A 20,477-nucleotide genomic window follows, 5' to 3' on the forward strand; every position below is an offset into this window, starting at 1 on the left:
TAAATGGTTAAAAACAGCAAATTCTAACATTAAAAACGATAAACTTTCCTAACTTTCCTTCTTGACAATATTGTGAAAATTCCGTATTATAGTTTTTGTTAACGAATATGTCGTTTATTGGTGTTAATTATATTTTTTTAACTGTGTGCAAAGGCTGGTGTTTTATGAACCTAACCAATTTAAAATCCAATATTCTTCAATTACTAGATAAAAGATCCGCATATTTCTCTATTTTTATACATACCGAAGAAGGGGATATAGCCATTAACGCAAATGAGCCAAGAAAAGCTGCCAGCCTAATAAAGATCCCGATCCTCATTGAGTCCTTTCACCAAATTGAAAACCACAGATTACAACCCAACACATTAGTTTACATTGAAGATGATATGAAGGTTAGTGGAGCAGGGGTGATCTATTATTTAACTCAATCCAATATATACAGCTATCAGAATTTATTGGAACTCATGATCACGTTTTCTGATAATACTGCCGCCAATATAATGCTTGATAAGATTGGTATGAATTCCATCAACAAACGTGCTAAATCGCTTGCATGTACGCATACAAAAATGGAACGCTTTTTTATGGATCAGCAATCTCAAAAAAACGGTTATGAAAATTATACGACTGCACATGATATGGTTCGTTTCTTATCGATTATTACCAAATCAAATAGTGTCATTAACGAGAATAGTAGAAATGAAATCCTGAAAATACTTTCTAACCAGCAATTTAATCATAAACTTCCTGGATATTGGAAAAACGACTCAAAAATTCAAATTTATCACAAAACAGGCGAATTGCCAGGTGTTGAACACGATGCTGCTATTATGACATATAAAGATAGAACTATTATTGCAGCTATTCTTTCAGAGGACTCATTAAACAACAGCGACAACAGGAATTACATTGCAGAAATCGGAAAACAATTAGCAAACTATATTGAAGATGATCAATATGAAACAATTAGTAGGGGGAGAGAACATGACTAAAATTAAAATGGCAGTGTTTGCTAGAAATCATGTAATGGAGCGTATTCATGACTACATCGAGTATGACCAAGATGTAGAAATTATTCCATTTGTTTATACAAAAACAAATGAAACAGTTGAGTTGGTTAAAAAAGCTTTTATGTGCGATATTTATGTGTTTGCTAGCTCACTTTCTTATCTTTACGCAAAGGAAGTAATTGAGAAAAAGCGCTTACCAGCTATTCAAGTACCTTTTGATGAATATATGATCTTATCCTCTTTTTACCGAGTTAAAAATGAACACAACCAACAATTATCCCGGATTTCAATTGATGCTTTAGATAGCCGTCATGTAGATGAAGTTTTAAATGAATTGCAAATTGGTGGTGGGGAAATATATACGTATAGCTTTGGCGTGGACGAGAAGACCGATTTGGATAACATTTTCAACTATCACAAACAGTTATGGTATGAGGGGAAAACCGAGTTTGCACTAACTTCCATTGAAGAAGTAGAACAGATGCTTAAAGAAGCTGGTATACCCACCATCTGTATGAAAATCCCGCAGATTAATATTGTACACACAATTGAAAAAGCAAAATCTATTGTTTCCCTAAATCAAAGTAAGAGTTCGCAAATAGTCGCTGGTTACGTTCGGCTTAAAAACCTAGACTTGATTATAAAAGAAAAGGGAGAATTGGCATCCAAACAGCTTCTCTTAAAACTACATCAAATTTTGTTAAAGTTTGGACACAAAACATACGCATCTGTCTTATATAACAACGATAATCAATTTGCTGTATTTGGCACGAAGGGAATATTAGATCATATTACAAACCATTATCGTGATTTCCCACTTTTAAAAGAACTAGAGCAAGCAATAAACGCTAAAGTGGATATCGGTTTTGGTTTAGGCTTAACCGCTAAACAGGCTGAAAATAATGCCAAACTTGCTTTGGAGGCTTGTAGTCTTGATAATGATAGTAACTGTTATATTGTTAATGAGCGACAAGATACAATTGGACCATTAGGTGTTAAAAAAGATTTTAATACTTCACAGCTTTATCATGCGCTCATCCATAAAGCTAAACTTAACAATGAACTTTCGTATAATTTTATTGATTTCATCGCAATCCGTAACAAGGAGCCATTTTCTTCTAATGACGTTGCTTCCTATTACAGGGTGACAAAACGTAGTGCCGAACGAACCATTAATAAACTCCTGTCAGGTGAAGTAATTAAAGTAGTAGGAGAAGAAAAACCATACTTAAAAGGCCGTCCAAGAAAGCTGTTTAATTTAAACCAGTAGAAACAAGAACCGCAAACGTCCGTGACAATAAATGCGATGGAACTTACCGCTCTGGAAACACACTTCGCGGGCGGCTTGTGAGCCACCACGTGCTGAAGACCCCGCAACGGTGGTTTTCCGCGAGGAGAGCTGAAGCCGCGTCCGAGGAAAGCGACTGCTCGCAGCGGAAATCAACCTAGCTGTTGCGTCGTAGTTTATATCTGTTCTCTCTAAAACAGTCTTTACGGAAAACAGCCTTAATTTAAAAAAAGCCAGACGATTCGCCTAACAGGTTCACTTGTGAGGTGCAAAACTGTGAATCACAAGTTAAATCTCACGTATAATCACATAACTTTCACTATTAAATTCACAGTAAAATCCACAGTAAAAAATGGCTTGGAAAAATATCCAAGCCATTTTTCTTTCTAAATATCTGTTGTTAAACTAAAGCTTTACTTAAATAGAAATTATACTGCTTGAACATAAGACAGCCTATCTTTTTTGCGGACTTATTGAACCTTATTTCCTTTCATTATGCATAATTATCGTGGTGGCGGACTCAGTGAACCTTATTTGTAACAGTTCCAGAGTTATAGACTGTTTTTTTATGCAATAAGATCCCCTGAGTCCGCTTAACCTTAAAAATCATTGATTTTGACACAAATAAGGGCACTGGGGTCCGCTTAAAGTTCGTTCGTCTATTATCTACCTCGTTTACACAAGAAGCGACTGCTCTTCTTGTGCAATCAAAGTTGGCAAGCGTAATATCATTCCTATAAAATTAGGGAATATCGTGGAGTATATAGCTAGTAGCTCTAGTGGGGCTTCATAGATTAAATCTCTTAATTTCTAAAAGGAGTTTTATATCCCCAGAAAATTAAAGTTAGTACCCACATACACTACAATAAATATTTCACTCTTGCGAATTAAGTTGTGAATCATTCTGTGAATAGACATTAAAAACTCTTTCAAACCTTGTTATAGCAATAAGAAAACACACGAGATTACCCTTGTGAAAATCCGTGTGTTTTATGATGTGTTTTTAATGTTTGCACCTCTGAAGTGAACCCGTTACGATTCGCCTGGCTTTGTTTTTATTTATACTGTTTTACGCTTGTAAATGAGTTATATGCTCAGTAGCTGACGGACGTCATCTTCACTAAGACTTGAGAGCATGGTTTCACCTGGCTGTATGACTTGATCAATTAACTCTCGTTTTTTCTGCTGTAAATCAAAGATTTTCTCCTCAATTGTCCCTTCTGTTATTAAACGTATAACTTGAACCACATTCTTTTGGCCAAAGCGGTGTGCACGACCTGTTGCCTGATCTTCCACAGCTGGGTTCCACCAAAGATCGTATAAAATAACAGTATCTGCACCAGTCAAATTCAATCCGGTACCTCCAGCTTTCAATGAAATGAGAAAGACATTTTTTTCACCATTGTTAAACTGTTCACTCATGTGGATCCGATCTTGTGATGCGGTTTTACCATGTAAGTAGAAATAGTCAATTCCTTCTTGATTCAGCTTTTCTATTATAATTTCATGCATGCTTGTAAATTGCGAGAAAATAAGCATACGCTTCCCATTTTCTATTGCGTTTCTTAGCGTATCCATTAGTTGCTCTAGTTTTCCAGATTTCCCTAGGTAATTTTCAATAAACAACGAAGGATGACAACAAATCTGTCGTAATCGTGTTAACCCTGCCAGTATTTTCATGCGGTTTTGATTAAAGCCACTTCCTTTCATAGATTCAGCAGCTTCTTGCTGTACTTGCCGTAGGTATCCAACATATAGATCTTTTTGATCTTTGGTTAATTCAGAAACATGTACAGATTCAATTTTATCAGGTAGCTCTTTCAAAACGTCCTTTTTCAAACGCCTTAAAATAAACGGCTTTGTAATCGCAGCTATTTTTTCATTTGATAACTGTTTAAACGTTTTTTGATCAGGCATTAATCCTGGTAAAATCACTTGAAATATAGCCCATAACTCTTCAATTGAATTTTCAATCGGCGTACCACTTAAAGCAAAACGCCTGCTTGCTTTAACCTCACGTATCGCCCTCGATGTTTTCGTTGCGTAATTTTTAATATATTGTGCCTCATCCAAGATTAATGTTTGAAATGTCAGCTCACTGTACATTTCAATATCCTGTCTCAACGTGGCATATGATGTGATCCAAACGTCCATATACGTAAACTCTTTTATCTTTTGCAATCGTTCTGTAGGTGTTCCTGTCATGATGGCCACTTTTAGATCTGGTGCGAATTTTTCACATTCATTTTTCCAATTGTAGACCACTGATGACGGGCATACAATCAGGTGTGGACTATCGTTTTGTTCAGATAAGATATAGGCAATACTCTGTAACGTTTTTCCTAAACCCATATCATCTGCCAAAATTCCACCTAGATGATAAGCACTTAACCCTTTAAGCCATTGATATCCAGTATGCTGATAGTTTCGTAAGGTTGCCTGGAGGTTTTCCGGCAATGGATAAACCTGTTCTTCTGGTGATTCCAATTGGTGTAGTAGACTGCGGAACGATGGATCGTAATCCTTTTTTGTACCAATTAAATGGTCAATTTGAGCACCACGATAAACCGGCATTTGTACATTACCATTTTCAACATCACCTTTTTCAACATCTAGGTCTTCGAAAAATTGCTTCATCGAAGAAAATTCTTCTCCCTCTAATGAAAGAATGGCACCGCTTTGCAACCGGTAATACCGTTTTCTTTCAATAACAGCGTTCAATATGTTGTTTATTTCCGAATCATCAACACCATCTATGTTAAAGCCTATTTCCAATAGATTTGAAGACGACTCCAGTCGGACACTTGTACTCGGGGTTGGCTCATTTTCCACCATAAAATTTCGTATTTCTGAAGTAAGAAATAATTCAACATGCTTATCAAGTATCGGTAAAACCTCATACAGGAAATCATACAATTCATCTTCATCAGCTTCTATATACAGCTCTCTCCCATTGTAATGGAAGTTTGCATGTTCAATTAAACTCATTATTTGCTGTTCTTTTTCCACATCACGAATGATGATGACATCATCTTGTTCACGTCCATTAAACGGGTCAATCTGGTGCTCGCCATAATGATACTCCAATTTCCCTGTAATCCAATCAGCTTGCACACCTAAAAATAACTTAGCACGCAATGGTACTTGAATTATTTCCGATGCTACATCTTCTGCAATTTGCACATCTCCAACTCTTTTCAAGGATGGAAGCACTTCGGATATAAACACATCTGCCTGTTTTTTAGTAATTGGCAAACGTTGATTTTCTATCCCTAAGCGATCAATCTGCTCTAAAATAGGAATCTGTTCTTTTGCTGGGAAATAAAACGTCCCATCTGAAAACAACATCTGATAGAGATTAAAATACGTGACAGACTCCAAAACATCCATCGCTAAAACGAGTTCACCTTGTTTATTTTTTGATAGTGCAAATTCAAATGGGAGATCATCCTCCATCACTTTAATTTGCTTGAAGCTTTTATCTCTTGCTTCCACTGTAAAATCCCGTTCCATTAGCTTTTCAAGCAGTGTCTTAACAAGGATAGGTGGAATAACAACCGAGCGTTCTGATGTGTCTCTATAGTGGTGGAATGTGCGATCAATGTATATTTGTTCATTGCGTAATACAGCATATAACATTTCAAAAATTTCCATATCCTGTTGTAATACATAATGACTCTCAGGATGGTAAGTAAATGTTTTCGTGAAATAATGTTCTCTTCCATGGATTGCACTTTCCAAAAATTCATAAACGTTTTTCACAACAAAGCGGCGAGCAACACCTGCTTTTAATTCAATTTGCAAGTTATAATCATATGACCATTTACAGTAATACTCTATATGCAATGGCACTTTTTGCGATACAAGTTCTGAGGTAGTCGCACGTTGCTGAATTGATGTAATCGAATCAATCAACTGCTCTGTGGTTCGATAGTCATATATAGACTTCACAGGCGAATTGTTTCCTTCTTTTTTGGAAACAGCAATAAGTACAGCAACAATATGTTTACATGTTTGGTATGTATCAAATGCTGGACAGTCACAATAGGTGTCAATCGACCCCTTTTCTATGTCACTTGTATTAATTTCCACGAAATAATCCTCAGATCCATGAACAGTTGCGGTCCAAACCTGATAATTAATATCATATAGTAAATCACTAACTCGGCCATTATTATAATATTCTAAGCCACGCCGATAAACGACGGACGGAAATAACTTTTGTAAGTTTATATTACGAATGCTATTCAAAACGCTATTAACCTACTTTCTATCAACTCTATTTTCTTTTATTGTATACGAGAATCACATGTTTTTAAACCATAGTTACTTCTACTAGGATAGGAAATGCAAGCATATTATATACGCCTGAAATGAAAGAAAACTGCCACAATACGTGACAGCTGTACACTCACTTTATTCATCTGTTAAGCTTTCATACCATTAAGAATTGATCAACGGGGTTGAACTTTGATCAAGGATAGTGGATAATTGATCAGCAGAGTGCTGTATTTGATCAAGAGAAGTGGAAATCGATCAACAGAGATGAAAATCAATCAAGCATGATATGAAATCGATCAAGTGAGTGCTGTTTTCGATCAACAGCTCAGATATTCAATCGACAGCTTCAATTATCGATCAAAACCCACTCATTCATTATAGATTTACCATTTTTCATAACGAGTAGAATCGTTAACACCTCCAATATTATAGTGCAGCTTTTCTTGCTTTCACATAAAGGTATATATACAACAAAATAGAAAGCATGACGGAACCAGCTGCAGTTAAATAGATTACACTGTAGTTAAACATATACGCAAGCTGCCCGAAAGTTATGGCACCAATCCCCACACCTAAATCAAAAAAGGAAAAGAATGTTGCGTTCGCCATTCCTTTACGATTAGCAGGTGCTTGATCAACTGACCAAGCCTGTAATGCTGGCTGAACACTCCCAAATCCAAGTCCATACATGCCAGCTGCAATTAACATCACCATTGTGCTAGGTAACCAGGATAATAATAGCATGGAACCGAATATAAGAATCGTTCCTGGTAAAAAAACATATAAATGTCCTTTAGTATCGTAAATTTTTCCAGCAAACGTCCGTGAAATCATTAGAAAAATCGCAAATACCAAAAAGTATGATTCAATCCCTGAAATATTTTCTTCTGCTGCATACAACGGTAGAAATGAAGCTATTCCACCAAATGTAACCGTTACAAAGAATAGCAATATAGACGGCTGTAATGCTGTTTTTTCAAAAATATCAAACTTAACCGTTGTCGTTTTATGTTCAAGCTTTTCTACTTTTTTATAGTGAATTCTAGTTGATAATAAAAAAGCGACAAACCCAAATGAACCACAGATTAAAAATAATTGTGAAAATGAAATATAACCTAGTAATGTTAGTCCAAGCGTTGGGCCAAATGCCAGCGCGATATTTCCTGACAGACCAAAATAACCCATCCCTTCACCACGGCGCTTGGGCGGAATTAAATCCGTTGCAATAGTACCTGTTGCTGTTGTAGATAATCCCCAGCCAACACCTTGCAAAACACGCATGATAAGCAAAAAGGCTATCGTCGAGACAAATGCATAGGAACCAACAGAGATAACAAAGATAGATAATCCTAGCATATATACAAAACCTCTACCCTTTGACTCTAACGCATGACCTGCATATGGTCTAAGAAGTAAAGCTGAAAATGTAAAAATACCAACGATAATTCCGATTAACTGATCACTGCCACCTAATTCTTTTACAAAAAGAGGTAGGGTTGGCAGGGTCATTTGGAACCCAAGGAATATAAAAAAGTTAGCCAGACAAACCAACACGAAGTCACGTGTCCAAATTTTACCTGGTATAGATGAAGGTTGTGTATTCGTTTGAACGCTCATGTCGATCTCCTTTTCTTCGATACTCGAAATATATTATACATGAGTGTTCCTTGTTTTGAAATGAGTATTTGATATTATCTTTAATTTTAAGAGTTAGGTTACTAGTAAACTGTGAATTGTGAACTTCAGCAGCTTTACCTTTAACTCTAGCGACTTCGTTAAAAACTTCAGCGCCTCATCATTTCCTTTGGTAATTTCCCATTAAAACTGTTGGATGAGCAAGTACAATCCTGTGAAAAACAATAATACATAAGTGAGCACACGAAATAACTTCTGATTAATCCTCTTAAACAGAAGCTGCCCTACTATTAACCCAACTATAACAAGCGGTAGCCCCTTCAAGCTAGATATCCAGATTTCCTCAGATGTCCCTGCTATCACAACTTGAATAACCAGGCTTACCAAATAGATCCATAGATAAAACGCAAGTGTTGTCCCGCGTAATTTTTCTTTTGTTGTATTAGTTCCTGAGAAGTACAACAAAAGCGGTGGACCAGGCATACCGATACTTGTCGTAAATCCACCTGAGAGTCCACCTACCACAAAGTCACGTATTGTCGTTTGTTTTAATCGATATTGCAAAATTAAAAGAACAGTCAACACAAGGACCAAAACACTAACAGCCAATTTTAGTATTGTCATTTCTAACCATAAGAAAATGGATATACCAATCGGTAACCCTGGAACGCTTCCTAAAATAAACCGTTTCATTATAGCTATATCCACATCTTTTCTTATTTTCATAATAAGCACAAACGATATCACAAGCGACAAAATCAAGTTCAGTTGAATTGCTTCTCGTGGTTCGTAGATTAGTAATAAAAAAGGGGTTGCCATAATGGAGAAACCAAATCCTGTACTCGCTTGTAAGACGCTTGCAACCAGTATAATAATTGAAAATAAAATAATCGTATCCACTTAAACACCTACTAAACATGATCTGCCTTAAGTTTAACAGAATTCATATGAAGCAATTATACTTTTATTTCAAATTTGGAAGTACAAAAGCGTAAGCGCCCGTTTAGCGACGTATGGGCTGCGCCCGCGCATCGCGGGTGGGTCGACGTTGCAGCGCAAAGCGGCGAAGTTAGTCGATCTTCCTTAAAGGAAACACGAAGAGCGTAAGCGATTCGATGTTGTCTTATCGTAAGGAGGATAAGGAAGCCCACTAGTCGTTGGGCGCTGGCCGATGAAAACGCCACGTCCTTGAAAAAGAAAAGCGCTTTTTCTGCGTGCGATGCTTTTCAGGGGAGCTTTACTTATCCTGTGGCGTCATCGGCACTAGTACGTCCTGTACGTCGGAGCTGGACGTGGCTTAAGCAGTTAATAAATTATCCACAGGCTCCTAATTTTATAATTTCCTAAGCCATCAAAAAACCCGAGCATTCACTCGGGTTGGGTTGATACGTTCTATCCACTAATCACACCACAAGCTATACGATCTCCCGCATCTCCTGATGGTTGTGATTTATAATCATCTGCCTTTGCATGAATCATAAGTGCAGTACCATCTTCTTTAAGAAGAGAATTATCCTTACCCTCCTCAAGTGTTACCATATCCGCTAATACTTCAACCATAACCGTTCCATCTTCAGCTACATCAATATTGGGAAGATCACCAGCATGTGGTCCTTCAGGATGATCAAAGCCATGTTTAGCATTAGTTGGATTGAAATGTTCACCAGCAGATTCAAAACTAGGTGCCTCACAAATTCCTTTTTCATGAATATGAAAACCATGTATTCCTGGTGGCAAGTTAGATGCTTCAAGCCTTATGTTAACGCCATTAGGTTTTTGTGTTAGTGTTGCCATTCCAATTTCTTCCTCGGTATTGTCAACTAGTGTTACTTGAACCTCTTCATTTTCTTCACTTAAATTACCTATTGTCTCTATTCCAGGCTCCTCGCCATGTTCTTGATTATCTTGACCATTATCCATGCCAGCACATGCGCTTAATACTATAATAAACGCTATCATGAATAAAAAGACGTGCCATCTCTTCATCTTCTATCTTCCTTTCCGTTTGGTTTATAATGTCAAAACTATTGTGCTCCAAACAAAGTACGATTAAACATTCATATGTTTTGTTATAATGGGAAAAATGATAAATAGGAGGTTAATTATATGGGACTGTTTGACGGAATGATGGGCAATGCATCTGAAATAGATGCTGGAAAAGCTGAAAAGGAACTCACAGATCTACTTGCCTCAACGGAACAAGTAGAACACGCTTATAAGCTAATTAGAGATCTGATGGTTTTTACGAATAAACGACTTATATTAGTCGATAAACAAGGAGTTACAGGTAAAAAGGTGGAGTATCACTCGATCCCTTACAAGAATATTACACATTTTTCAGTCGAAACCGCCGGAACGTTCGATTTAGAAGCAGAACTTAACATCTGGGTATCAGGCAATGCCAATCCAATCCAGAAAACATTCAACAAGCAACTAAACATTTATAAAGTCCAAAGCGTATTAGCAGAATATGTATGTGGATAAACCCTGCTTTAAGACGGAGCGACTCTTAAATCGCTCCTTTTATGTCCCTTTTTAAAAATAGGCTACATTTAATCAATTATTTTTGATAAAAAGTATTGACTTATACAAAATTTAGATATAGAATAAATATATCAAATAAAATTGATTTAGGAAGAAGGTGCCAAGATGACACTAAATAATACAGTCGAAGATATAGAAACAGAAAAGACCTTTGAAAAATATGAAGCAAAATTCAAAGCTATTGCAGATAAAAAACGGTTGCAAATTATGAATATACTTACTCAAAAGGGAGAAATGTGTGTTTGTGATCTAGCTCCGTTAGTAGAAATGACTCAATCAAAATTGTCCTACCACCTGAAATTATTATTAGATGCAAATATCATCACCAAAGACACTAGAGGAACTTGGAGTTACTACAAGTTAAATCAAATTGAAATCAATCATCTGTTATCAGAGGAACTGTGCTGTTTGTTTAGACCGAGTTGCTAAAAATTTTCATTTGTTAATCAAAAAAAATTGATATTAGGAGATGGTTTTATGTTTCACTATGAATACGAGTTACTGGCAAAGATGAAAAGACAAGAACTGGAAAAGGCAGCACGAGAGGCCTGGAAGTTTTCTTCAATCAAACATGAAAGCTTATTTCTAAAAAAAGTTAAATCACTAAAACAGAAGTTCTCAAAAAGAAATACACAACCAACCGAACCATGCTGCTGTGTTACATGTTAGTATAAAAATAAGGTTGTTTTCGTAAAGTTTGTTGCTTATGAAAAATAGATATAAATTGCGACGTACTTGAAAACACGAGTGCTCTACTACCGTCCATGGAAAGCGACTGCCCAGTGCAAAAATCACGACATTGCTGTTGCGTTGTAGTTTCATGAAAAAGCAACAATGCGTACGAAAACAGGCAAAAATAAAGAGCTGATTCCATATGGAGTCAGCTCTTTATTTATCTATGCTACAGCAACTTTTTTACTGTTTTTTTGACGGGGATTGTGAGCTTTTAAGAAAGGAATAACCCTTCTATCTAATCCATATCTACCTGCATTATATCCAGCTACCAAAAGGAACACTGTTATTAATACCATCTGAGCATTTGTACTTACGGTACCACTGAACAAGAAGGCGAAGTTCATTGTTACTGCCATTAATGCTGCAAAACTAGTAAAGATACCAAGAATAAGTGCTATACCTACTAAGAACTCGCCCCACATAACAAGGAATGTAAACATTTCTGCGTTCGGTAATGCTACAGCTTCTAAGAATGTAGCCCACCAGCCTTGTACTGCTGGATGATCGCCACCTGCACTTGCTACAGCACCTTGTAAATAACCACTTGCATCAAATCCACCAGTAATTTTACCATATCCTGCAGTCAACCATTGATACCCAATATAAACTCTTAAAAATGCTAAAACACCAGCCATCACCTTATTATTGCGAAGAAATTTTACAAACATGATACCCAACTCCTCAAGTTATTTGATTAAGTATCTCTCTTACAGTTATATAATAACATGTTTTTTCTTTTTGAAAATAATATTGTTCAGTATTTCACAATTTAGTAACAAAGATATGGCTTATTTGTGAATGGACTAATAAAGGTGTTCAAGAAGAGGCAAAAAATCTTCATATACTAGAAGATGTACGGTGCATTGAACAAGATAACGAAACTTCTATACCGGTTAGTTTTATCGGACCAGTACTGAACGGCCCAAGTGATTTCTTTGGCAACTTAAACATAATTCAGAAAAAGTTCCGAAAGTGATTTTTAGATATGCTAAAGATTTGATCAAGGATTTCGCCAAATCCTTTTGGTTTATTTAATTGCTCGTTCATTTCATTACCCCCAAATGACTATCATTATTCGAATAACTTTTTAGCGGATAGAAGTACTATTCTTGTAAAAAACACCCATTCATGATCCACTTATAACAGAATAACAAAACTAAAGGTGGTACTTACAATGCTTTCAAAATGGACTTATTATCAATTCACCGCTATTATTTTTTTAGGCCTTTTACTTTTTTTCACAGATCAATTAAGTGGAGAACTTGCTATCTCAAGTGGAACTGAAACGGTTAATGGTACATCTTTATTAACTGCTGGGTTTATCGCTGCAATAGTTGGCTGGGTTTATGTTATGGTTTATCTTCAATCTAAAAAAAAGCCAGCATTACTGAACCATGCTGTATGGAGTAAAATGCCTGCTCTATTATTTATTATTGGATTTCTTTCCATTGTTGCTTTCCTTACACTAGGAACATTCGGTCCGCTTCTAGAATGGACAGAAAACGCAAGATGGCTTATGTATGTATTTATGGTCTACTTTATTTTCTTGTTTTATCTTTTTGTCGTATCCGTTATATTAAAAAATAGTAAACTGAAAAAGCATGCATTACATCGTTCCTTGTACGTAACGGGTGGATTGTTGATCATTGTCATTTTTATGCTTTAGTTGATGAACAGCTTTATTGTTCATCATTGATATATTCTTGATAACATGTATCAAAATACATGAAATTGGCTATAAAACTTCCCTGAAGATTACCATATTGACGTTGAAGCGCTTTACTTGAGTGTAAGTCAGATTCCTTAATGGTGTAAATAGAGTCTTCGATTGATAATATACTCTCAAGTGTTATGTTTAAAAATTCCTGTGCTCGCTCCCCATAATCTTCTTCAAAAGCCAAATCTAATAAGGATTTTCGTACTGCTTTTAAATCAAACAAAATGATATCGAGTTCTTCATAGCTCAAAGTAACTGTTTCTTTCTCCCTTAACCAAGGTTGTTCGTACATATCAAGCATATATTCCATCCTCTGTGTTGTGCGGTTATTTTCTTTTGACTGTTTATCATAACATTCATTAAATAGTTCAAGTCATCCAAGTACTGATCTACTACTAAAACGATTTATTCATACTAAGTGCAGAATATGGATATAACCAGCTAACCCTCCAATTATAAGTACAACAAACCCTACTAACTTTTTATGATTAAACATAAACAAATCTCCTCCTTCAAATCTATCATGCTAATCTTCGTTTTTTTGCCTTCTTTTCCCATCAACATAATCCCAGGTGAAGAACGCAACAATAGCTAGCACTATTATAACTAAGCTTATGTATTGCTGGGTTTCTGCTGGAGCAACTACTGCAAATAATAACCGGACTATAATAGCTAGTACCAATACGATAATATATTTTGAAATTCGTTTGTTTTTCACTTTTGTAACCTCCTACTTTTATTGGTACAAGCCTGAGCTACGACTCAACTGTTTTATAAAAACAATCCTTGTGGTATACTTTATGTAGATAAGAAATACATTAAGAAGAGCCCAGCTGTTACTGGGCTCTAAGATAAGCGGTTCCCCTAGAGGGATCGGCTACTCTAAACGAATAGACCTCTCCCTAAAAACTTACTATGGCTAATAGGGAAGGTCTATTTTCTATTGATCAACGTTATGATCAAGGCGAGCAATGCAATTAACATGGTACCAAGACTTCCCAGCACCATGAATACTTCATACATGCTCAAAGGCATCACCCCCTTTGTACAAAAGGGTTAGCCGACCCGTCCCTAAAAGAACATTATCTATAAGTAGTATACCACACTCTAACTGAAAGCGAACATACACTCTTATTTTTCTATATTTACTTTCAACGTAATTCTCTTCTAATAACGTATTTTTTGAATTTCTCATCTGGTATATGGCGAATAAGACGTCCGATAAACTCCTCTACAGGAATTGTTTCCCGTTTTTCTTTCCCGTCCATTTTGTCCATATATTTGAATGTCACATATTCACCATCATATTCCTCGATCCGCCCTAAAGCTATGGCAGGTCGACGAATATAACGACTAATATATTTTAACTGCTCCTCTTTACATTCCCTTTCTGTTTTGAAGCATACACATAGAAGCCTTCTCATTTTTTGAATAGGCTTTTTGTATTAATGGTTGAATTTGCTTTTTATCATTTCCCGTTAACCGAGGACGAATAAATTTGAGAACCACCATCTACCATTGTTTTCTTAACATGGTAAAGGGGATATAATCTTACGTCTTCCACTGACCGTTCTTCTTCATTCCTCCCATAGTAACCAGCATATGAACATGTGGATTAAAGTTCATTTGCGAACCAAATGTATGCATTCCAGCAATAACACTTGGTGTTACTATAAATTTCTTCTTATACCAATTCAAAATGATGCCTACTGCTTCATCCATTAGATCTTTCAATAGTTCACGGTGCTTCAAAAAGATAACACGGAGTCCCTAAGTCTATGGTGAAAGTAACATGACGATGATTCACTTGAAGTACTTCCTCTTGTAGGAGTCTTCCCCCTTCCTCAGTTTCACCACAACTACATGTAGTACAAAATCTCCCCTTACAACGGTATGGAACTCGTTTTACATCATGACAGCCTTCACAAACAAAAAGCTTAAATCCATTCTGTGGATTACCACATTCACGACTCTTTCAAAACGATTGGCCGAAGGAAACGAATTTGCTCCAGTTATTATGTTGATCAAAAAAAGACGTCAAAGAATATTTTTATCCATAGGTCTACTTCACCCCCAAAATCTTAGAAAACTTGGCTTATCGCCAAGCCTTAATGGCGAAAGCCTTAGTTGCACTTATGTAGATAAGAAAATTTTATACTTTCCTATCTACCAAAAAGGGAACCAACTTACCCTATAATCAATCTAATAATCTTCAATAACAATATACGTTACTTTTATTGGACCATGTACACCAACGACAAAACTTAATTCAATATCAGCACTGTTACTCGGTCCTGAGATAAACTTAATACAAGACGAAATATCATTTGTTTCTTGATATTCCGTATGGATAAAATCTGTAACTTGGGTCAACCGCGGAACAATAGTGCTTTTAGGAATGAGTGCAATATATGTTTTAGGCAACAAGCTTACGGAACGTCCTTTACCTCTAGAAGTAGTTAACGCAACAGTTGCCGATTCAGCTAACGTATAATCACTAAACGTTATACCGACACCTGATTGTTCCGCAATTTTGATACTTTCTTCATTTGGTTTCCATACATGCGTACCGTATTCCTCTAAAATTGGAGTTAGTCCACATCTCTCAAAACGTTCATCGTCTGTTCTGATACTTACACTCTCTCCATAGTCTTGAAGCACTTTTCGTAACGTTTTTCCGCTATCCTTGATAGTAGTTTCAAAAACATTTACGTCCACTTTTTCTGCAGCTTGCTTAAATACTTCAACGAGCTCATTTTGGGAAGCGCCTTCTAATACGTCATACTGAGGATTTTCTTCCCATCTCGGTAATGTAACATTTTTCTTCTTTTCATTTCTTCCTAATTTATTTGACAAATGACGTAGGAAAGAATCACGATTTGTCACTTCACCAGTCTGTCTCATCATTCTACCCCTTTCCTTTCACACGTGATTTATACCAATCTCTAAATCTTTCATTTGAAGGTGCGGGGAATTCTCTCGATTTTGTCCATTCTTTAAGTAAAAAAGGACCGTTTGAAATATTGTCATCTTTTGAAAATGGTTTGGACAAGATGGATGCTGATTTTGTACTAAAGTTGTACAAGGAACTATTTTTTGTGACCATTTTAAATGCTTGCATGGCCCATTTTTCAGAAACTGGACTCTTATTTTCTTCTTCGACAATATTTTGGCGATGCTTTAACAGTAATTCATGAAGTGGAATTTTCACTGGACAGGCATCCGTGCACGCAGAACACAATGTCGAAGCAAACGGTAATTCCTTATTTTCCTCGTATCCACCTAAAATAGGAGAAATCACTGCACCGATTGGGCCGGAATAAATAGAACCATACGCATGACCGCCAATGTGTCGATAAACTGGACAAACATTTAAACAGGCTGAGCAACGAATACAGTGTAAGGCGGACTGAAATTCTGATCCGAGCATCTTAGACCGTCCATTATCTAAAATCACTAGATGAAATTCTTCGGGACCATCTACTTCATCTTCACGCTTTGCACCTGTTAATGTTGTGACGTAAGTGGATAGTTTTTGACCAACAGCACTTCTAGCTAGCATGCTTACTAGGATATCAAACTCTTTCCATGTGGGGACAATTCTTTCCATTCCCATCACTGAAATTTGTGTTTTTGGATAAGTCGTTACCATTTCGGCATTCCCCTCATTGGTAACTAGAGAAACTGTACCCGTGTCTGAAATGGCGTAGTTACAACCTGTTATTCCAATATCAGCTGATAAAAATTCTTGACGTAACTGTTCTCTTGCAAATAATGTTAATTCCTCAGGATTTGATGTGTTTTCATAGTTTCTTTCTTCTTTAAACACATCACGAACTTGCTCCTTGTTTTTATGAAGTGCTGGGGCTAAAAAATGTGAAGGGGGATCTTCAGCTAACTGAATAATGTATTCCCCTAAATCTGTCTCTACTACGTCACGACCCGATGCTTCAAGCGTTTGATTAATTCCAATTTCTTCTGTCACCATTGATTTTGATTTAACTATTTTTTTTGCTTCTTTTTTTTCAACGACGGACATAATATAATCATTTGCTTCCTCTTTAGTTTGTGCAAAAAAAACGTGCCCACCTTGTTTGCTAACATTTTCACTTAGTTCATAAAGGTAATAATCTAAGTTTTCAATTGTATGCTCCCGAATGGCCGCAGACAAGTTCCTCCATTCTTCCCAATCACCAAGTTCTTCTATCATTTGTTCCCGAACGCCAGTGAGACGACTTTGAGCAGAAGAAACAGCTTCACGCATAAATGTATCTTCAAGACTTTCCGAAACTCTATTAGTAAAAGAATCTGTCCCGATTTTCATACTCATCTTCTTGATCACCTCTGTTTTGACTGATTAAGCACATGTGCAATATGATTAACTTTAATTTCTTTTCCAAGCCGGTCTATTCTTCCACCAATGTTCATTAAACAACCACCATCAGCGCCAATTAACAATTCCGCTCCAGTATTTTCGATGTGCATGACTTTTTCATTTACCATCTGTTCCGATATAGCAGCCATTTTCACAGAAAAGGTCCCACCGAAACCACAACAATCCTCACAATGGGCTAAGGGCCTTAATTCTAACCCTTTTACTTGTTGTAACAGTTTCATAGGAGCTTCCTTCACACCTAAAAGTCTACTCATATGGCAAGAGGTATGATAAGTGGCAACTGCATTAAACTCTGCACCAACATCAACTATACCTAGAACATCGACAATAAACTGTGTTAATTCATACGATTTATTTGCAAGCTTCTCTGCTTTTGGACCCCATACGGGATCGTTTTTAAATAAAGTTGGATATTCCTTCAGCATACTAACACATGAACCTGAAGGAGCCACTACATATTCAGCATGTTCGAAGGTCGTAATCATGTGTTTCATCGTGTCCATTGACTTTTGCACATAACCACTGTTATAGGCTGGTTGGCCACAGCATGTTTGTGTCTCAGGGAAGTCAATCTCACAACCTAATCTCTCTAATAATTCCACTGTATCCTTGCCCACATCTGATGAAAACAAATCTACTAAACAAGTAATAAATAACGAGACTCTGATAATTTCTCCCTCCTTTTTAAACCAGTCCATATTGCTGATTCTTTGAACGTCTTAAGACGAACGGCGGAGTTACCATATTTACAAAAATAAAGTACAGTCTCCAAAGTTAAATTACGATTTAATGCCCTAAATAGGCTTCTTTAATACTTGAATCATTGATCATTTCACTAGTCAGGCCACTTTTTACAACTTTACCTGTTTCAAGTACATAGGCAGTATGAGCTACCTTTAATGCCTGTCTTGCATTTTGCTCTACTAATAACACGGTTGTTCCTTCTTTGTTAATTTCTCGGATGATTCGGAAAATATCTTGAACCACTAAAGGAGCTAAACCCATGGACGGTTCATCTAATAAAAGAAGCTTTGGTTTTGACATAAGTGCTCGAGCTATTGCAAGCATCTGTTGTTGTCCACCAGAGAGCGTTCCTCCTAATTGGTTTTTACGTTCTCTTAAAATAGGGAAGCGATCCATTACTTTTTCTATATCGTTTTTAACTTCTTTATCTTTTCGATGAAATGCCCCCATTTCTAAATTTTCCAACACACTCATGCCACCTAATATTTCTCGCCCTTCAGGAACTAGAGCAATCCCTTTTTCAACAAGCTGATGAGGCTCTAAAAAAGTAACATCCTCATCTAAAAAAGTTACATTTCCTGATTTTGGTTTTAGCATCCCTGTAATTGTTTTCATTGTCGTCGTTTTACCTGCGCCATTTGAGCCTAATATACTGACAATCTCCCCTTCAGGTACCTTAATACTAACATCCTTTAATGCTTGGATATTACCGTAATACGTATTAACATTTTTAATACTAAGCAAATTCATCTTCCTCCTCTTTTCCGAGGTAAGCTTCCACTACTTCAGGATTATTTTTAATGTCATCTGGAATACCTTCAGCAATTTTCTTGCCAAAATTGAGTACTACGATTCGGTCGCAAGTTCGCATTACTAGTGGCATGTCATGTTCTATTAATAATATGGTAACTCCTAATTGTTTAATCTTTTGGATAAGATCAAATAAATCATTTGTTTCTTTTTCATTCATCCCTGCTGCTGGCTCATCTAGTAATAATAGACTCGGTTCACTAGCGAGCGCACGGGCGATTTCAAGACGACGTTGTTGACCATATGCTAAATTTTCCCCGAATGTATCTTTGTGTTCTTCAAGGCCAACTAACTCTAACAATCCTAGAGCTTTTGAACGAATTTGTTCCTCTTCTGTTTTTTGCGATTTTGTTTTAAAAAAGCCGGACCATACACCTGAACGTGAGCGACAATGTTGCCCTACTGTTACATTTTCCAAAACTGTCATTTCTGGGAATAATCGTATATTTTGGAATGTACGGCAAATTCCTACTTTTGTTATAGCATGAGATTTCATATTTGTTATATCTTGATTATGAAAAACTACCTCTCCAGATGTTGGTGGAAACATGGATGTGATGATATTAAACATTGTTGTTTTACCAGCCCCATTTGGACCAATTAAACCCAAAACTTCACCTTTCTTGACCTGGAAGGAGACATCCATCAAAGCTTGGACTCCACCAAACCGTTTGGAAATGGTGTTAATTTCCAGTACCATGAGTGTCCTCCTCCTTTTCTACATTTATTTTCTTTTTTCGTAATTTACTCAGTTTATTTACGACTTGATAGTCAATTAGCCCTTGGGGTCTAAAGGCCATCATTGCAACTAGGATAACTCCATAAAACATATATCGGTATTCTGCTACTCCCCGCAATAACTCTGGCAAAGCCGTTAGGATGGTTGCTCCAAAAATAGGCCCCCAAATAATTTCACTTCCACCAAAAACAGCGAAAATTAAACCTTCGATGGCACGGTGATAGTCAAAATCAGATGGACTAATGTATGCAGTAATATGTGCATAAAGAGCTCCTGCAGATCCGGCGACGAATGCCCCTTGAGTAAAAGCTAACACTTTATAGTACGTGATATTGATTCCCATCGCGCGCGCTGCATTTTCATCCATTTTAATAGCACCAAATGCCCTTCCTACCGTATGTGTAAAATAGTTCTCGGGGGAATTTGATATTAATTCCTAGCCAAAAAAGAAAAGGCACTCTATCATAAAATGTATGCTGTGACAGGCAAAATACATTTAGAAAGAGGCCTCTTCATGGAATATATTATATCAAAATTATACGAATTAATACACCAAACCGGGAATTTAATCGAATTAG

General features: G+C 36.6%; 19 protein-coding genes and 2 pseudogenes. 6 read left to right on the top strand and 15 right to left on the bottom strand.

The genetic code is table 11. The features are described 5' to 3' along the window. Positions 1-164 precede the first annotated feature (164 nt). The gene (locus ACFQ3N_RS01005; protein WP_390358696.1) at positions 165-992 is read left to right on the top strand and encodes a serine hydrolase; all 828 of its coding nucleotides are present in this window, start codon (positions 165-167) and stop codon (positions 990-992) included. Further along, a complete protein-coding gene (locus ACFQ3N_RS01010; RefSeq protein WP_390358698.1) occupies positions 985-2,280 on the top strand; it encodes a hypothetical protein in 1,296 nt (431 codons plus the stop codon). The genes ACFQ3N_RS01005 and ACFQ3N_RS01010 overlap by 8 nt, the downstream gene beginning before the upstream one ends. A gap of 1,104 nt (positions 2,281-3,384) precedes the next feature. Here the strand turns inward: ACFQ3N_RS01010 and ACFQ3N_RS01015 are convergent. From ACFQ3N_RS01015 to ACFQ3N_RS01030, 4 genes are all read right to left on the bottom strand, one after another. Continuing rightward, on the bottom strand, positions 3,385-6,549 hold the full coding sequence (locus tag ACFQ3N_RS01015) for a DEAD/DEAH box helicase (protein ID WP_390358700.1): 3,165 nt from the start codon (positions 6,547-6,549) through the stop codon (positions 3,385-3,387). Between the two features lie 456 nt (positions 6,550-7,005). After that, the gene (locus ACFQ3N_RS01020; RefSeq protein ID WP_390358702.1) at positions 7,006-8,196 is read right to left on the bottom strand and encodes an MFS transporter; all 1,191 of its coding nucleotides are present in this window, start codon (positions 8,194-8,196) and stop codon (positions 7,006-7,008) included. A 201-nt stretch (positions 8,197-8,397) separates the two neighbouring features. Continuing rightward, the gene (locus tag ACFQ3N_RS01025; protein ID WP_390358704.1) at positions 8,398-9,114 is read right to left on the bottom strand and encodes a sulfite exporter TauE/SafE family protein; all 717 of its coding nucleotides are present in this window, start codon (positions 9,112-9,114) and stop codon (positions 8,398-8,400) included. A gap of 492 nt (positions 9,115-9,606) precedes the next feature. Continuing rightward, positions 9,607-10,200, bottom strand: a complete 594-nt coding sequence (locus tag ACFQ3N_RS01030; RefSeq protein WP_390358706.1) for a superoxide dismutase family protein — start codon at positions 10,198-10,200, stop codon at positions 9,607-9,609. A 120-nt stretch (positions 10,201-10,320) separates the two neighbouring features. On the opposite strand from ACFQ3N_RS01030, the gene ACFQ3N_RS01035 reads away from it, so the two are divergent. From ACFQ3N_RS01035 to ACFQ3N_RS01045, 3 genes are all read left to right on the top strand, one after another. Then, on the top strand, positions 10,321-10,698 hold the full coding sequence (locus ACFQ3N_RS01035; protein WP_390358708.1) for a PH domain-containing protein: 378 nt from the start codon (positions 10,321-10,323) through the stop codon (positions 10,696-10,698). Between the two features lie 165 nt (positions 10,699-10,863). Beyond that, positions 10,864-11,187 (top strand): ArsR/SmtB family transcription factor, encoded by a 324-nt coding sequence (locus tag ACFQ3N_RS01040; protein ID WP_390358710.1) that lies wholly within the window; start codon positions 10,864-10,866, stop codon positions 11,185-11,187. Positions 11,188-11,235: 48 nt separating this feature from the next. Then, positions 11,236-11,427, top strand: a complete 192-nt coding sequence (locus tag ACFQ3N_RS01045; protein ID WP_390358712.1) for a hypothetical protein — start codon at positions 11,236-11,238, stop codon at positions 11,425-11,427. A 227-nt stretch (positions 11,428-11,654) separates the two neighbouring features. Here the strand turns inward: ACFQ3N_RS01045 and ACFQ3N_RS01050 are convergent, their stop codons facing one another. Next, on the bottom strand, positions 11,655-12,161 hold the full coding sequence (locus ACFQ3N_RS01050) for a DoxX family protein (RefSeq protein ID WP_390358714.1): 507 nt from the start codon (positions 12,159-12,161) through the stop codon (positions 11,655-11,657). Positions 12,162-12,667: 506 nt separating this feature from the next. Between ACFQ3N_RS01050 and ACFQ3N_RS01055 the strand changes: the two genes are divergently transcribed. Beyond that, on the top strand, positions 12,668-13,159 hold the full coding sequence (locus ACFQ3N_RS01055) for a hypothetical protein (protein ID WP_390358716.1): 492 nt from the start codon (positions 12,668-12,670) through the stop codon (positions 13,157-13,159). A gap of 13 nt (positions 13,160-13,172) precedes the next feature. On the opposite strand, the gene ACFQ3N_RS01060 is transcribed toward ACFQ3N_RS01055, so the two are convergent. The 10 genes and pseudogenes from ACFQ3N_RS01060 to ACFQ3N_RS01115 all read right to left on the bottom strand — a co-directional run. After that, entirely contained in the window at positions 13,173-13,511 is a 339-nt protein-coding gene (locus ACFQ3N_RS01060; RefSeq protein WP_390358718.1) for a hypothetical protein, read from the bottom strand. A gap of 225 nt (positions 13,512-13,736) precedes the next feature. Next, positions 13,737-13,928 (bottom strand): hypothetical protein, encoded by a 192-nt coding sequence (locus tag ACFQ3N_RS01065; RefSeq protein WP_390358720.1) that lies wholly within the window; start codon positions 13,926-13,928, stop codon positions 13,737-13,739. A 215-nt stretch (positions 13,929-14,143) separates the two neighbouring features. Further along, positions 14,144-14,233, bottom strand: a complete 90-nt coding sequence (locus tag ACFQ3N_RS01070; RefSeq protein WP_390358748.1) for a putative holin-like toxin — start codon at positions 14,231-14,233, stop codon at positions 14,144-14,146. Between the two features lie 158 nt (positions 14,234-14,391). Then, positions 14,392-15,268: pseudogene (locus ACFQ3N_RS20435) on the bottom strand (IS91 family transposase); the annotation flags it as partial. A gap of 144 nt (positions 15,269-15,412) precedes the next feature. Beyond that, positions 15,413-16,114 carry a LutC/YkgG family protein gene (locus tag ACFQ3N_RS01090; RefSeq protein ID WP_390358726.1) on the bottom strand — a complete coding sequence of 234 codons (702 nt, stop codon included), beginning with the start codon at positions 16,112-16,114 and terminating at the stop codon, positions 15,413-15,415. Positions 16,115-16,118: 4 nt separating this feature from the next. Then, a complete protein-coding gene (locus ACFQ3N_RS01095) occupies positions 16,119-17,540 on the bottom strand; it encodes a LutB/LldF family L-lactate oxidation iron-sulfur protein (RefSeq protein WP_390358728.1) in 1,422 nt (473 codons plus the stop codon). An 8-nt stretch (positions 17,541-17,548) separates the two neighbouring features. Next, complete coding sequence (locus ACFQ3N_RS01100) at positions 17,549-18,274, bottom strand: (Fe-S)-binding protein (protein ID WP_390358750.1); 726 nt, start codon at positions 18,272-18,274, stop codon at positions 17,549-17,551. A gap of 118 nt (positions 18,275-18,392) precedes the next feature. Continuing rightward, positions 18,393-19,094: an ABC transporter ATP-binding protein gene (locus ACFQ3N_RS01105; protein ID WP_390358730.1), complete on the bottom strand. Its 702-nt coding sequence runs from the start codon at positions 19,092-19,094 to the stop codon at positions 18,393-18,395. Further along, entirely contained in the window at positions 19,087-19,860 is a 774-nt protein-coding gene (locus ACFQ3N_RS01110; RefSeq protein ID WP_390358732.1) for an ABC transporter ATP-binding protein, read from the bottom strand. Before ACFQ3N_RS01110 ends, ACFQ3N_RS01105 begins: the two co-directional genes overlap by 8 nt. Next, a pseudogene (locus ACFQ3N_RS01115) lies at positions 19,844-20,293 on the bottom strand (branched-chain amino acid ABC transporter permease); the annotation flags it as partial. The pseudogene ACFQ3N_RS01115 and the gene ACFQ3N_RS01110, both read right to left, overlap by 17 nt. Positions 20,294-20,477: the final 184 nt, after the last annotated feature.

The organism is Virgibacillus byunsanensis (assembly GCF_042675965.1).
GTDB lineage: Bacteria > Bacillota > Bacilli > Bacillales > Amphibacillaceae > Virgibacillus_R > Virgibacillus_R byunsanensis.

Coding starts and splice junctions, on each gene's coding strand:
- ACFQ3N_RS01005 (WP_390358696.1), top strand. CDS start 165: ATGAACCTAACCAATTTAAAATCCAATATTCTTCAATTACTAGATAAA.
- ACFQ3N_RS01090 (WP_390358726.1), bottom strand. CDS start 16,114: ATGAGACAGACTGGTGAAGTGACAAATCGTGATTCTTTCCTACGTCAT.
- ACFQ3N_RS01035 (WP_390358708.1), top strand. CDS start 10,321: ATGGGACTGTTTGACGGAATGATGGGCAATGCATCTGAAATAGATGCT.
- ACFQ3N_RS01095 (WP_390358728.1), bottom strand. CDS start 17,540: ATGAGTATGAAAATCGGGACAGATTCTTTTACTAATAGAGTTTCGGAA.
- ACFQ3N_RS01055 (WP_390358716.1), top strand. CDS start 12,668: ATGCTTTCAAAATGGACTTATTATCAATTCACCGCTATTATTTTTTTA.
- ACFQ3N_RS01010 (WP_390358698.1), top strand. CDS start 985: ATGACTAAAATTAAAATGGCAGTGTTTGCTAGAAATCATGTAATGGAG.
- ACFQ3N_RS01060 (WP_390358718.1), bottom strand. CDS start 13,511: ATGCTTGATATGTACGAACAACCTTGGTTAAGGGAGAAAGAAACAGTT.
- ACFQ3N_RS01030 (WP_390358706.1), bottom strand. CDS start 10,200: ATGAAGAGATGGCACGTCTTTTTATTCATGATAGCGTTTATTATAGTA.
- ACFQ3N_RS01045 (WP_390358712.1), top strand. CDS start 11,236: ATGTTTCACTATGAATACGAGTTACTGGCAAAGATGAAAAGACAAGAA.
- ACFQ3N_RS01050 (WP_390358714.1), bottom strand. CDS start 12,161: ATGTTTGTAAAATTTCTTCGCAATAATAAGGTGATGGCTGGTGTTTTA.
- ACFQ3N_RS01070 (WP_390358748.1), bottom strand. CDS start 14,233: ATGTATGAAGTATTCATGGTGCTGGGAAGTCTTGGTACCATGTTAATT.
- ACFQ3N_RS01020 (WP_390358702.1), bottom strand. CDS start 8,196: ATGAGCGTTCAAACGAATACACAACCTTCATCTATACCAGGTAAAATT.
- ACFQ3N_RS01040 (WP_390358710.1), top strand. CDS start 10,864: ATGACACTAAATAATACAGTCGAAGATATAGAAACAGAAAAGACCTTT.
- ACFQ3N_RS01110 (WP_390358732.1), bottom strand. CDS start 19,860: ATGGTACTGGAAATTAACACCATTTCCAAACGGTTTGGTGGAGTCCAA.